The 12,730-nt window shown below is 62.4% G+C and carries 12 protein-coding genes and 1 pseudogene; 6 read left to right on the forward strand and 7 right to left on the reverse strand.

The window, feature by feature from the left end; all coding sequences use genetic code 11:
• Positions 1–17: 17 nt before the first annotated feature.
• The 4 genes from E5678_RS06095 (at position 18) to glp (ending at position 4,087) form a co-directional block, all read left to right on the forward strand.
• Entirely contained in the window at positions 18–839 is an 822-nt protein-coding gene (locus E5678_RS06095; RefSeq protein ID WP_136177694.1) for a metal-dependent hydrolase, read from the forward strand.
• Between the two features lie 95 nt (positions 840–934).
• Positions 935–2,053 carry a GTP 3',8-cyclase MoaA gene (gene moaA / locus E5678_RS06100; protein ID WP_136177695.1) on the forward strand — a complete coding sequence of 373 codons (1,119 nt, stop codon included), beginning with the start codon at positions 935–937 and terminating at the stop codon, positions 2,051–2,053.
• Positions 2,054–2,174: 121 nt separating this feature from the next.
• A complete protein-coding gene (gene mobA / locus E5678_RS06105) occupies positions 2,175–2,822 on the forward strand; it encodes a molybdenum cofactor guanylyltransferase MobA (protein ID WP_136177696.1) in 648 nt (215 codons plus the stop codon).
• On the forward strand, positions 2,819–4,087 hold the full coding sequence (gene glp, locus E5678_RS06110) for a gephyrin-like molybdotransferase Glp (RefSeq protein ID WP_136177697.1): 1,269 nt from the start codon (positions 2,819–2,821) through the stop codon (positions 4,085–4,087). The genes mobA and glp overlap by 4 nt, the downstream gene beginning before the upstream one ends.
• Positions 4,088–4,148: 61 nt before the next feature.
• Here glp and rnhA read toward each other — a convergent pair whose 3' ends face one another.
• A complete protein-coding gene (rnhA, locus tag E5678_RS06115) occupies positions 4,149–4,589 on the reverse strand; it encodes a ribonuclease HI (protein ID WP_136177698.1) in 441 nt (146 codons plus the stop codon).
• A 45-nt stretch (positions 4,590–4,634) separates the two neighbouring features.
• Positions 4,635–5,449 (reverse strand): annotated as a pseudogene (locus E5678_RS06120) (methyltransferase domain-containing protein).
• A 102-nt stretch (positions 5,450–5,551) separates the two neighbouring features.
• Here E5678_RS06120 and gloB point away from each other — a divergent pair.
• The gene (gene gloB / locus E5678_RS06125) at positions 5,552–6,322 is read left to right on the forward strand and encodes a hydroxyacylglutathione hydrolase (protein ID WP_136177699.1); all 771 of its coding nucleotides are present in this window, start codon (positions 5,552–5,554) and stop codon (positions 6,320–6,322) included.
• A complete protein-coding gene (locus E5678_RS06130) occupies positions 6,322–8,025 on the forward strand; it encodes a transglycosylase SLT domain-containing protein (protein WP_136177700.1) in 1,704 nt (567 codons plus the stop codon). The genes gloB and E5678_RS06130 overlap by 1 nt, the downstream gene beginning before the upstream one ends.
• A 3-nt stretch (positions 8,026–8,028) precedes the next feature.
• On the opposite strand, the gene E5678_RS06135 is transcribed toward E5678_RS06130, so the two are convergent.
• The 5 genes from E5678_RS06135 to dnaX form a co-directional block, all read right to left on the reverse strand.
• On the reverse strand, positions 8,029–9,072 hold the full coding sequence (locus E5678_RS06135) for an ABC transporter substrate-binding protein (protein WP_136177701.1): 1,044 nt from the start codon (positions 9,070–9,072) through the stop codon (positions 8,029–8,031).
• Positions 9,073–9,233: 161 nt separating this feature from the next.
• A complete protein-coding gene (locus tag E5678_RS06140; protein WP_136177702.1) occupies positions 9,234–9,638 on the reverse strand; it encodes an MAPEG family protein in 405 nt (134 codons plus the stop codon).
• Positions 9,639–9,668: 30 nt separating this feature from the next.
• The gene (gene recR / locus E5678_RS06145; protein WP_136177703.1) at positions 9,669–10,274 is read right to left on the reverse strand and encodes a recombination mediator RecR; all 606 of its coding nucleotides are present in this window, start codon (positions 10,272–10,274) and stop codon (positions 9,669–9,671) included.
• 108 nt (positions 10,275–10,382) lie between these two features.
• Positions 10,383–10,715 carry a YbaB/EbfC family nucleoid-associated protein gene (locus tag E5678_RS06150; RefSeq protein ID WP_136177704.1) on the reverse strand — a complete coding sequence of 111 codons (333 nt, stop codon included), beginning with the start codon at positions 10,713–10,715 and terminating at the stop codon, positions 10,383–10,385.
• Between the two features lie 35 nt (positions 10,716–10,750).
• Positions 10,751–12,727: a DNA polymerase III subunit gamma/tau gene (gene dnaX / locus E5678_RS06155; RefSeq protein WP_136177705.1), complete on the reverse strand. Its 1,977-nt coding sequence runs from the start codon at positions 12,725–12,727 to the stop codon at positions 10,751–10,753.
• Between the last annotated feature and the right edge of the window lie 3 nt (positions 12,728–12,730).

Consider the following 12,730-nt stretch of genomic DNA (forward strand, 5'->3'; position numbering starts at 1 on the left):
CATCCAGGAGCCCACCCATGTCCGAGTTGACAGTACGACGCCTTCTCATCGATCTCGAACATCCCGTGGCCCGCCACTGGTGTGGTGGCGACGCTTTCCTCACTGCCTGGTTCAATGCGTTGTCCATGAGTTTTCCCGTGGGTGAGCAGTTTTTCATCGATGCCGTGCGCGACGGCTTCAAAAGCCTGCCGTCAGAGCGCCAGAAAGCCTTCCAGGCTGACGTCCAGGGGTTTGTCGGGCAGGAAGCGACCCACCGCCGCATTCACAGCCTGTTCAACGCACAGATCGCCCGCCACGGCCTGATCAACGAATGGGAACCCCGCGCCTTGACCCGGTTGAAAGCTGCTCAGGGGTCAGATGTGCGCCACGCTCTGGCCATCACAGCCGCCAATGAACATTTCACAGCCCTGTTTGCCGAGTGGTTGCTGTCCAGGCCCTCGCTGCTGAGTGGGGCCGAGCCACGCCTGAAAACGCTGTGGTTGTGGCACAGCGCCGAAGAGGCCGAGCACAAATGCGTGGCCTTTGACCTTTACCAGGCCCTGGAAGGCAACGAGGCCTGGCGCACGAAGTGGATGCGACGGGTCACCCTCATCTTCCTGGCGGACACCCTGCGCCAAACGGTGAACAACCTGCACAGAGACGGCAGCTTGTGGCGCTGGAGCACCTGGCGCAGCGCCGGGCGACACCTGCTCGGTCGAGAAGGTTTGTTCACTGTCAGCTTCAAGCATTGGCGCGACTATTTCAAACCGGATTTCCACCCAAACCAACAAGGGAGCGAGCTCGCCAACCAATGGCTGCACGACAACGCCTCCAGCTACGCAGTGGTTGGAACGCGCTGAAAGCCCTGGTTTTCAGGCCAACAGATCCCCACTGACAAAATGGCATGGGTGGCACCGCACAAGACAGGCCGATAGAGCCAGCCCATAATCGGACCATGTCCGAACGCATCATCCCCCTTGTCGACCTGCGCGCATCCCAACGGACGGTTCAGGTGCCCACGAATGCGATCCCGGCCACCGGTGCGCTGCACGATCGTCTGCAGCGCCCTCTGCGAGACCTGCGCATCAGCGTCACGGATCGCTGCAACTTCCGCTGCAACTACTGCATGCCCAAAGAAGTTTTCGGCAAAGACTACCCTTACCTGCCTCACAGTGCGCTGCTGAGCTTCGAAGAAATCACCCGTGTGGCGGGCGTGTTTGCGGCCCACGGTGTGCAAAAAATCCGGCTGACCGGAGGTGAGCCTTTGCTGCGCAAGAACATCGAGCGCCTGATCGAGCAGCTGGCGACCCTGCGCACCCCCGAAGGAAAACCTCTGGATATCACGCTGACGACCAACGGTTCCCTGCTCGCGCGCAAGGCCAAAGATTTGAAGGCTGCTGGCTTGCAGCGGGTCACGGTCAGCCTCGACGGGCTCGACGACACCATTTTTCGATCCATGAACGATGTGGATTTCCCCGTGGCCGATGTGTTGGAAGGTATTGAAGCCGCCCGGGTCGCAGGGCTGGGGCCCATCAAGATCAACATGGTGGTCAAACGGGGCACCAACGAGCATGAAATCTTGCCCATGGCGCGCCATTTTCGCGGCACAGGTGTGGTTTTGCGCTTCATCGAGTACATGGACGTGGGCGCCACCAATGGCTGGCGCATGGACGAAGTCATGCCCAGCGCCGAGGTGATTCGCCACATCCAGACCGAGCTGCCCTTGATTCAACTGGAGCCTTCGGCCCCCGGAGAAACGGCTGAGCGGTGGGGCTTCACCGATGGCTCAGGGGAAATCGGTGTGATTAGCAGCGTGACACAGGCTTTTTGCAGCGACTGCAACCGTGCCCGCCTGTCCACCGAGGGCAAGCTGTATCTGTGCCTTTTTGCCTCCCAAGGATACGATCTGCGTCCGCTGGTGCGCTCGGGGGCCAGCGACACCGATCTGGCCAGTGCCGTCGGCGCCATCTGGCAGCAGCGCTCAGACCGCTATTCCGAACTGCGTGCCAGCTTGCCGCCCGATGCCGGAACGGGGAGCGGCCGTCGCGTGGAAATGAGTTACATCGGCGGGTAGGTTTGGCTCCCCCCTGCGCCGCTTCGCGTCACCCCCTCAAGGGGGCGGCACTGGCCGGCCGGCAGAGCCGGACCGCCGGTGCCCTGGGTTTTGCGCGGTTGGGATGCGATGAGGTTGTGGAATGACTGCCTTGCTCGCTGGAAGCATCACGGCACTTGTGCTGGCGGGTGGGCGCGCCACCCGCATGGGCGGCGTTGACAAAGGTCTGCAACTGCTCAACGGAACGCCCTTGGCGCTGCATGCCATTCAGCGCCTGCAAATTGCGCCCAACCCGTTGCTCGCGGCCTGCGCCATCAACGCCAACCGGCACCTGGCAAGCTACGCCCAGTGGGGCTTCGATGTGTGGCCCGATACGGTGCCCGACCAACCCGGTCCGCTGGCCGGCATGCTGACAGGTCTCAGGCACAGCAAAACCAGCCACCTCCTCACCGTGCCTTGCGACGCCCCCTGCTTTCCGCCTGATCTGGTGGCGCGCCTTGCTGTGGCATTCGAGCAACCGGGTGTGGACATTGCTGTGGCGAGCGCGCGCGATGAGGCTGGTATCTTGCGTCGCCAACCGGTGTTTGCGCTGATGCAGGTCAAGCTCGCTGACCGCCTCGAGGCCTACATTCAAGGTGGTGGACGCAAAGTGGGTCATTGGATGTCCGAGCAGCAAGTGCTTGAGGTAGCGTTCAACCGCCCTGACGATGACCCCGCCGCCTTCGTGAACCTCAATACCCTCGACAGCCTGCGATCCCTGGCTGCGCACAGCGACACCCTATCGCCATGACCACCGCCTCCTGCCCTCCAGATTCCGACCTCAGCGTTGACGAGGTCTTGATGCAGATCTGCCAACGGATTCAACCCGTCACCGACAGCGAAACAGTCAACCTCGCCCAGGCGCTGGGCCGGGTGCTCTCCAAAGACGTGGTCTCGCCTTTGAGCGTGCCGCCCCACGACAACTCGGCCATGGATGGGTATGCCTTTGAAGCCAGGGACCTGAGCCCCAACACGCCTTTGAGCCTCACTGTGGTGGGGACGGCCCTGGCCGGCAAGGCCTGGACACAAACATTGCAGGCAGGGGAATGCGTGAAGATCATGACCGGGGCCATCATGCCGCCGGGTCTGGACACCGTGGTGCCGCTGGAGCTCACCGAGCGCACGGGCGATACCGTGCACGTGGCCCCTGGGACACTGAAACCGGGTGCCAATCGGCGCCGACTCGGTGAAGACCTGATGGCAGGGGAACCCGCGCTGCTGGCGGGTCAACGGGTGACACCCGCTGCGCTGGGTTTGCTGGCCAGCCTGGGATTGCAGACCTTGACGGTGTTCCGCCGTTTGCGCGTCGCCTACTTTTCCACGGGCGACGAAATTCTCAGTCTGGGTGAGGCCCCTCGCGAAGGCGCGGTGTTCGACAGCAACCGATACACCCTGACCAGCCTGATGACTCGCATGGGCGTCGACGTGATCGACATGGGCGTGGTGCCCGATCAGCCAGCCACTTTGCGGGCGGCTTTTGAGCGCGCTGGCCAGGAGGCGGACGCCGTGCTCACCAGTGGCGGTGTGAGCATGGGCGATGCCGATCACACCCGCACCATCATCCAGCAACTTGGCCAGGTTGATTTCTGGCGCATTGCCATGCGGCCAGGTCGCCCCATGGCCTTTGGCCGTCTGGGCGCTGCGCCAGATGCAGGTGCTGAAGGCGGCTGGCTGTTTGGCTTGCCCGGCAACCCGGTCGCTGCGATGGTCACCTTCCTGGTGCTGGTACGCCCCGCGCTGCTGCGCCTGATGGGTTGCAGCGCAGCGCCGTTGGTCTTGCTGAAAGCCCGCTGCACCCAGGCGCTGCGCAAGCGCCCCGGGCGATCGGAATTTCAGCGCGGCATTGTGGCCGTGAACGATGAAGGTGTGCTCTGTGTGCGTACCACCGGGCCACAAGGCTCAGGTGTGCTCAGCTCCATGGTGCAGGCCAACGGCCTGATCGTGCTCCACCATGACCAGGGTGAAGTCGCCGCCGGCGAAGAAGTCGATGTGATGATGTTCGAAGGCGCCGTTTAGGCCGATCGGATTCACACCTTGCACGGCGGCGCTGAACGCGCCATGCCGTGCATCAAGATCCCTACCTTCCGTTTGGAACACCACGGTTGGCCAGGGCATCGGCATGCTCGTTGCCCGGGTCGCCCGCATGGCCCTTGACCCAGTGCCACTCGATCTTGTGCGACCCCCCGTGGACCAGGGCGTCCAGTCTTTGCCAGAGATCGGCATTTTTCACCGGTTGTTTGGATGCCGTTTTCCAGCCTTTGGTCTTCCAGCCGTGGATCCACTCGGTGATGCCCTTGCGCACATATTCGCTGTCCAGGTACAGCGACACCTGGCAAGGTCGTGTCAGGACTTCAAAGGCTTCAATCACAGCGGTGAGCTCCATGCGGTTGTTGGTGGTTTCGCGTTCGCCGCCCCACAGCTCTTTTTCGTGCCCGCCAGATTTCAGAAATACACCCCAGCCGCCCGGGCCAGGGTTGCCTTTGCAGGCACCGTCGGTGTAGATCACCACATGGTTCAAATCAGGTTCTCCAGAAACAATTGTTGGGCTCGTGGCCCGTTGGGCTCAACGGCGATTGGCCACCGAGACTGGGGCTGCGGCGGTTGAACGTCTGGGTTTCCAGGCTGGCCCCAGCATGCGCATGCCGCGCACCCGTTTGACCGCCACCACAAAATAGACCGCACCGAAGATGGGCCACCAACGGGGGCCAGCGCCATCCATCCAGGCCGTGCGGTTCAACCACTTCTCGGTACGCACCGCCGGCCTGTAGCAGCCAAAGCGCCCCGACTCTACTTCAAAACTCAACAGCTTGAGCCAGTCGCGCATGCGCCCCGGGCCGATGAACTCGCCCGCCTCAGGCAAATACAGGCGCGAAGTGCCGGCGCGGGTAGGCAACAGCCGGTCTGCCCAGTGGCCGTAGCTTTGGCGCCAACCCCACCAGCTGTTGGGGTTGAATCCAGAAATCACCACACGCCCTTCCGGCACCAGCACCCGCTCGACCTCACGCAACACATGGTGGGGGTCGGCGCTGAGTTCCAGTGTGTGCGGCAGAATCACCAGATCCAGCGAGGCCGGGGGAACGGCAGCGCTGCTGCGTTGGTGATGAACGCCACACGCGGCCAAGCCATGCCGGAAGGTTCGGCGGCTTTCGCGCCCGATGGGCGCCCTGCCGGCGCAGGCACCTCCTCAGGCAAGGCCAGCCACCGATGAGGCATGCGATTGGAGTTCAACGTTTGCAACTCGGCCAAACCCAGCTGCAGCGCGTTGTAACCGAACAAATCTGCCACAGCGAGATCGAATTGCTTGCGCTCCCAGTCAAGAAGATACTGGCCAGCGGGGGTCTGAAACCAATCGGTCAAACTTATAATGGGAGGATGCATGGTGTGATGAGCTGGGCGGGAGCAACAGGACATGCCGGAACGGTCGCAGCGCACGACATACTTTACACGCACCACCCGATTTCCAACTCGGGCTTCACCCGCATGACACTTCATCCCGTACCGGCGTTCAACGACAACTACATCTGGGTTCTGCACGACAGGCACAGGGCCGTGGTGGTCGACCCCGGTGAGTCGGCTGGCGTGGCCCGGTGGCTCAAACAAGCGGACCTCACCCTTGACACGATTCTGATCACCCACCACCATCCCGACCATGTCGGCGGTGTGGCCGAGCTGCGAGAGTCCACGGGCGCCCGAGTGATTGGCCCGTCCCGTGAGCGGTTGCCTGAACCGGTGCAACGGGTTCAGGACGGTGACACCGTCGAGGCCCTGGGCTGCCGGTTCAATGTGATGGATGTGCCAGGCCATACGGCGGGTCACATCGCGTTCTTCTCGCCAGACATAGACGGTACGCCGTTGCTGTTTTGCGGAGACACCCTGTTTTCGGCAGGTTGCGGGCGCCTGTTCGAGGGAACCCCCGCACAGATGCACGACTCGCTCAGTCGCCTGGCGGCCTTGCCCGGTGAAACGCGCGTGTGCTGCACCCACGAATACACCTTGTCCAATCTGCGCTTTGCACTCACCGTGGAGCCGGACAACGCCGCACTGGTGGCCTATGCTGAACGCTGCCGCGACTTGCGTGCCCGGAACCTTCCGACGCTACCGAGCTCCATTCACCTGGAACGAGAGATCAACCCCTTTCTCCGAGCCCACCTGCCGAGCGTCGCTCAAGGCGCTCGCCGACACCAACCCACAACCAGCGACGATCCAGTGGCTGTGCTGACTGCCCTGCGCGCCTGGAAAGACGTCTTCTGATGAATCCCCTGATCGAACCCATCGACACACCCCAAGTCGTCGCAAAATCTTCGTTGCTGCAGCGCAGAAGCCTCAGCACCCTGACCCTGGGCCTGATCCTTCTGGTCGCGGGTTGCGCCAGCGTACAAACACCAGACCCCACCCAGGGCGCTTCTTCGGCGCCTGGTTCTGCGGCCTCTACCTTGCCCGCCGCCACTGCGGCAAGGTCCCCTTCCCCCCGTCTGGCCCCCTTCATCCCCAGCGGGCCGCTCAGCGCCATTGGCACCGAGTCCGCCTCTGCCGCACCGGTGGTGACGCTCTCGACCCCGACCGACATCTGGGACCGGATCCGCCGAGGGTTCGCCATGACAGATCTTGACAACGATCTCGTGAGAGACCGAGAACAGTGGTACGTCAGCCGCCCAGACTACATGCAGCGCATGACCGAACGCTCCAGCCGTTACCTCTTTCACATCGTTGAGGAGATCGAGCGCCGCCGCATACCGATGGAGCTCGCTTTGTTGCCCTTCATCGAAAGCGCCTTCAATCCTCAGGCCGTTTCCAGCGCTCGCGCTGCGGGCATGTGGCAATTCATGCCCGCCACCGGACAATCGTTTGATCTGAAGCAAAACGTGTTCCGCGATGACCGCCGCGACGTGCTGGCCTCAACCAAGGCCGCGCTCGACTACCTGGAGCAGTTGCATGGCCGATTTGGCGACTGGCACCTCGCTCTCGCCGCCTACAACTGGGGCCAAGGCAACGTCAACCGGGCCATCACCCGCAACCAGCGCGCAGGGCTGCCCACCGGCTACACCGACATCGACATGCCGCTGGAAACCCGCATGTACGTGCCCAAGCTGCAGGCGGTCAAAAACATCCTGGCGCGCCCTGAGTCTTTCGGTGCCCTGCTGCCCGATATCGGCAACCACCCCTTCTTTGACACCCTCACGCTCACCAGCGATATGGATGTCAGCCTGATCGCCAGCCTTTCCGGTGTCAGCGAAGCCGACTTCCGGGTGCTGAATCCGTCGATCAAGCAGCCCATCGTGATGGCCGCGGGCACACCTCAAATTCTTTTGCCCTGGGACAACGCGGGCGTTTTCGAGCAGCGCCTGGCTGCTCACAAAGGACCGCTGGCCAGCTGGACTGCCTGGGTGGTGCCCACCACCATGTCCGTCGACCAGGCAGCCCAACGCTCAGCCATGAGCGAAGAAGAGCTGCGGCGCGTCAACAACATTCCACCGCGCATGCTCGTGCGGGCCGGGTCCAGTCTGCTGGTCCGCCGCAGTGGTCACAGGGACAACGACGTGAGCGAGTTTGTGGCCGATCACGCCCAGCTCAGCCTGCAGCCTGAAGTCGTGCTCAAACGCACCACGGTGCGTGCCCGCAAGGGCGACAGCCTGGAGCGCCTGGCCTCTCGCTACGGGGTCAGCGCCTCCAGCGTGGCCGGCTGGAACAAGCTCTCGTCCACGTCACGCCTCAAAACCGGTCAGCGCCTCACGCTGATGCTGCCCCGAAGCGTCAGCGGCAAATCTGTAGCCGGCTCTTCATCGAGCAAAAAATCAAGATCCGTGGCCAGCCGAAAAAAGAGCAGCTCCGGGAAAACAGCGTCCAAGAGCAAGAGCCGCTCAGTGGCTGCCAAAGACAAAAGAATCCGCACCAGCACCGCCAGCGCTGGCAAAAAATCCAGCGGCAGCAGCAGCAAGGTTGCGCGCAAAAAATGACGATCAGGCGCGCAAGCGCGCCTTGGCCTTCAAGGCAAACCGGTTCGTAAAGGTATTGCTCAGGTCCTGATCGGACATCGGTGGCGTGGTGTTGAGCCGAGCCAACATCTTCGCTGCAACGCCAGGGCTCTCGTCGGGCATCACCCCGTCGGGAGACCAGGCTTCCCGCGAGCGGCTGAAAGCGGCCAGGTACAGTGCCCGATCTCCACCGAAATAGGCTTCAGGCACCACGTTGATCAAGTCGGATGGCCCTGCCGTTTGGAGCCACTTCAAAGCCTTGACCATGGCATTGGCCAGGGCTTGTGACTCGTCCGGATGGCCAGCGATCCAATCCTGCTTGGCGCTGAGGCACCCTGCTGGAAAGGTTCCGCCAAAAAGCTCAGCGCTGCCGCGCTGGGTGCGGGTGTCCACCAGAATTTTGATCTCCCCTGCCTGCTCCAGCTGCGTGATGATCGGGTCTGAATAACAGAGCACACTGATCTCTCCGCTTCGAAAGGCTTCCAGCGCGTCAGCGGGTGCAGGCAACTCACGGAAGGTGACATCACCCTCCCCCAACCGCCCCTTGGCCAGCACCAGCCGGGCAATGCGGTGGGTCGATGAACCCAGCTGAGCCACTCCAATGCGCTGCCCACGCAGTTCGCGCAAGTTGCGAAAGCGGCTTCCTTCGCTTCGGGCGATGCCCATCACGATCTGAGGGGCCAACCCCTGCAAGACCAGCGATTGCAATGAATGGCCGAGGCGATCCAGCACGATGTTGGTGCTGTAAGTCCCGCTGAGCACCTGCACGGCCCCCCCCACCAAGGCTTGTGCGGCCAAAGAGGGACTCGCAAACTCCCGGATTTGCAAACTCAGCCCTTCCGCCTGAAAATAGCCCAGACGCTCGGCGATGGTCAGTGGCAAATAGCAAAAAGAAGCCTTGTGATCGACGCCCATCAACAAAGCCTGCGTCGACCGCGATGAACGGTCGACCTGAGACCTGGCGCTGGTCCAGGTTCCCCCGAGCCAAGCCATGGCCGACACCCGAGCCCACTCCCGCCGGTTCCACATGACAACACGTCCTCTCTGTTTTATTTCAGCTGTGCTCACCACAGCTTAAACAGGAGTGCCTGTGCCGCGCATCGGGTTGACTCCCGAGCGGGTTTCCACCCATGCATTTGTCACGTTTCGCGACACTCCCGTTCAAGGGGTGGCGAGATGCGAGGCAGGGGTCAGACGAACAAGATAGCCAGGTTCACCAGTAAGCCCAGTCCCCAGACCATGCTGCGCGCGCTGGCCTGATCTGCCAGGTACAGCAAGATGTAGAGCATGCGTAAGAAAACAAAGACGAGTGCCAGCATGTCGATGCGGCCCTGAGCCGCACCGAGCTGGTGGGCAATGACCACCGCACCGATGAAAAACGGCAGCGCTTCGAAGCTGTTGGCCTGGGCAGCGTTGGCGCGGGCGCGCCAATCGGTCTGCTTTGCCAGCCATGCCCGGGGATTGTGGTTGTCAAGACCACCGTCTCGGCGCGAGCGACCGATCTGGCCCCATTTCGCCACCCCCGCGCACCCCACTGGCAACAACGCTGCCACCACCACAGCCCAATAGGCCAAGGTCAAACCTGCATAGGTCATCTCTGACTTTCCTTGAAATAAAACGGGCCTTCAGCGGCGGTCGACCAGCGCATGGGCGATGGTGCCCAAATCGACGTATTCCAGCTCGCTCCCCACCGGGACGCCCCTGGCCAGGCGGGTCACGGCAACCGCCCTCGCCTTGAGCCCCTGCGCAATCACATGTGCGGTGGTTTCACCCTCCGCCGTGAAGTTGGTGGCCAAAATCACCTCTTTCACCTCCCGTTCGCCATCGACCAGGGCATCCACGCGTTCAAACAGCTTGCGCAAGCCGATTTCATTGGGACCAATCCCGTCGAGCGGGCTGAGCTTGCCCATCAGCACAAAATACAAGCCCTTGTACGCCCCCGTGCGCTCCAGCGCAGCCTGGTCTGCGGGGGTTTCCACCACACAGAGCTGGCTGCGGTCCCGCCGCTTGTCCTGGCAAGTGCCGCAAATGGTCTGCTCGGTGAAGGTATGGCACAACGCACAATGCTTGACCTCATGACACGCGTGCTCCAGTGCCTGGGCCAGCTGCAGGGCACCACTCCGGTCGTGCTGCAGCATATGAAAGGCCATGCGCTGCGCAGACTTCACCCCCACGCCGGGCAGGCGCTTGAGTGCCTGCACCAGCAGCTCAACTGCGTGAATTTCAGCCATGGTTCGAAACGCTCAATTGCACACCCACATGGCCAGGCGTCAGTCGTACTGGCTTTGAGCCGACACCGCCTGGAGCACTGCTTCGACCGCTTCGGGGCAAGTCGCGCTTCAAAAGGGCATCTTCATGCCACCGGGCAAAGCAGGCATGCCGGCCGTGAGCTTGCCCATTTTTTCGTTGGACGTTTCTTCGGCCTTGCGCACCGCAGCGTTGAAAGCCGCGGCCACCAGGTCTTCGAGCATGTCTTTGTCTTCTGCGAGCAAGCTGGGGTCGATGGTGACGCGTTTCACGTCGTGCTTGCACGTCATCAGAACCGTGACCAGACCAGCGCCCGACTCACCGGTGACTTCGATGAAAGCCAGTTCGTCCTGGGCCTTCTTGAGGTTGTCCTGCATGGCTTGCGCCTGCTTCATGAGGCCGGCGAGTTGTCCTTTGTTGAACATGTTTTTCCTTATAGTTTCAAGAGTAAAAAAATGGCTCAAGACGTGGCCTTGAGCGTTCCGGGTACGATTTTGCCGCCAAAGTCTCGCATCATGGTCTGGACAAACGGATCTGAGCGGATGCGCTCTTCGGCCAAGACTTGTTTTCGGGCCGCTTCGGCCGCCAGCCGCATGGCTGCTGTGTCGCGCACAGTGCCAATCTCGATGATCAATTTGACCTGGTGATCCAGGCTGCTGAGCGCCTGCCCCAGCCGCTCAGCGCTGTTGGACTGTCGCAGGGACTCGTGCTCCACCCGCAGAAGCCAGCGATCCCCATCTCGCGCCACCAACTGGGACTGAAGCCCCAGCTCGCGCACCAGCGCCGTGATCGCCTCGGCCTTGATCAGGGCCTGAACCGCCTCGAACCAGAAATCACCCTCTTCGCTGCGCTGCAGCTCGGGTTGAGTTCCCTGCTCCCGCGGGGGGTGGCGTTGCTCCAGGCGGCTAGAAGCCCCTGGGTCGCGTACAGGAATCGACATCACCTGGGCTGGCGTGGCCGGCGAAGGTGCCGGTGAGGGGGCACGCGCAGGCGGCGTCGCGGACAAGCTTTCCCAGGGCGGCTCGTCGCTGTCGTCGGGTGCTGGACCAGAAGCCTTGGTGGCCTCTGACCTCTCGCTCGGCGGTGTCAAGGGCTCGGGGGAAGACAGCGCTGAATGGGTAGGGGCTGCCGCTGCAGGCGGACGGCTCTCCGCAACCTGTGGCTCGGCAGACCGCGAGCGCTCCACGCGAGCGGCTGCAGAGGGAGCAGGCGCATGCGCGGGAGGCGAAGGTTCCGGTGGGGAAACTGGCGCCGGGTTGACGGCCTTGACCGGCTCGTCAGCCCCGGTTTTCAGAGTTTTTTTTTCCTTCTTGCTGCTTTGAGCGGTGCCAGCGGGCTTGAAAGCCATCAAGCGCAACAACACCATGGTCAAGGCCGCGTATTCGTCGGGCGCCAAACCCAGCTCGGCCCGCCCATGCAGGCACAGGCTGTAAAGCAACTGGGTCTCATCGGCCGGCAGGGCCATGGCCAATCGGCCCAATTCCTCGGCATCGGGATCATCGAGCGAAGCCGAGGCCGCGCGGTCAGGAACCACCTGTAAAACTGCCATGCGCTGCAGCACCGACGTCATTTCTTCCAGAGTAGACGCAGCGCTCAAGCCATTGACACGCAAAGTGTCGACCGTTTCAACCACCTCGGCACCATCGCCGCGGGCCAGCGCATCGATCAGGCGCAACACGTAAGAGCGGTCCACCGCTCCCAGCATCTCGCGCACGGTGGCCTCTTCCAGCTGACCACCGCCAAAAGCAATGGCCTGGTCGGTGAGCGAAAGCGCATCGCGCATCGAGCCGCGGGCCGCGCGGGCAATGAGGCGAAGGGCCTGCGGTTCGGCCAACACCTGCTCAGACGCCAGCACTTCCACCAGGTGTTCCTGCACCGTCTCCGGTGCCATGGGTCGCAAATTGAACTGCAGACAGCGTGACAGCACCGTGACCGGCACCTTTTGCGGATCGGTCGTTGCCAACACGAACTTCAGGTACTCGGGCGGCTCTTCCAGGGTCTTGAGCATGGCATTGAACGCATGCCCCGTGAGCATGTGCACCTCGTCGATCATGAAGACCTTGAAGCGACCCTGAACGGGCTTGTACACCGCTTGTTCCAGCAAGGCTTGGACTTCATCCACGCCCCGGTTGGAAGCGGCATCCAGCTCGGTGTAGTCGACAAAACGCCCGCTGTCGATATCGGTACATGCCTGGCAGACGCCACAAGGCTCAGCGGTGATACCGCCCTGACCGTCAGCACCCAGGCAGTTGAGCGACTTCGCCAGGATGCGCGAAACCGTCGTCTTCCCCACACCGCGTGTACCGGTGAAAAGATAGGCATGGTGCAGGCGCTGCGTCGTCAAGGCATTGGTCAACGCTTGGACGACGTGCGACTGCCCCACCATTTCGGTGAAATTGCGCGGCCGGTACTTGCGGGCCAGGACGACATAAGACATGTA

Origin of the sequence: Hydrogenophaga sp. PAMC20947, assembly GCF_004795855.1 — a bacterium.
GTDB lineage: Bacteria > Pseudomonadota > Gammaproteobacteria > Burkholderiales > Burkholderiaceae_C > Hydrogenophaga.